This is a genomic window from Clostridium sp. DFI.1.208, assembly GCF_024463855.1.
Lineage (GTDB): Bacteria > Bacillota_I > Bacilli_A > Erysipelotrichales > Erysipelotrichaceae > Clostridium_AQ.
On record NZ_JANGCA010000268.1, the window covers coordinates 1 to 288 of the forward strand.

Sequence of the window (288 nt, forward strand, 5' to 3'; positions counted from 1 at the left end):
TGGTTTGTTTACAACTCCCCCCTGCGCCGTATACAGTTCTGTGTCAGTAGCCTGTGGTGTCGTGTCAACGACATTGACTGTAACTTCCCCTTCTTCCTTGCTTCCATCTGGATAGGTTACTACAATCGTTCCTATGGTTTCTCCTGGTGTATCCGTGTCCACTGGTGTCTTCCAATCATACATAGTTCCTTCCGGAAGATCGTCTTTGTTCTTGATTCCGGCTTCTGCGCTTGGGTCTTCGCCTTTATTGGCATCCACCTTCTGTCCTTCCGGAACATAGGCATCCTT

The 288-nt window shown here is 48.6% G+C and carries 1 protein-coding gene; it reads right to left on the reverse strand.

Translation table 11 applies throughout. The features are described from left to right. A partial coding sequence (locus tag NE665_RS24330) for a Rib/alpha-like domain-containing protein (RefSeq protein ID WP_256302758.1) occupies nucleotides 1-288 on the reverse strand: 288 nt, incomplete at both ends.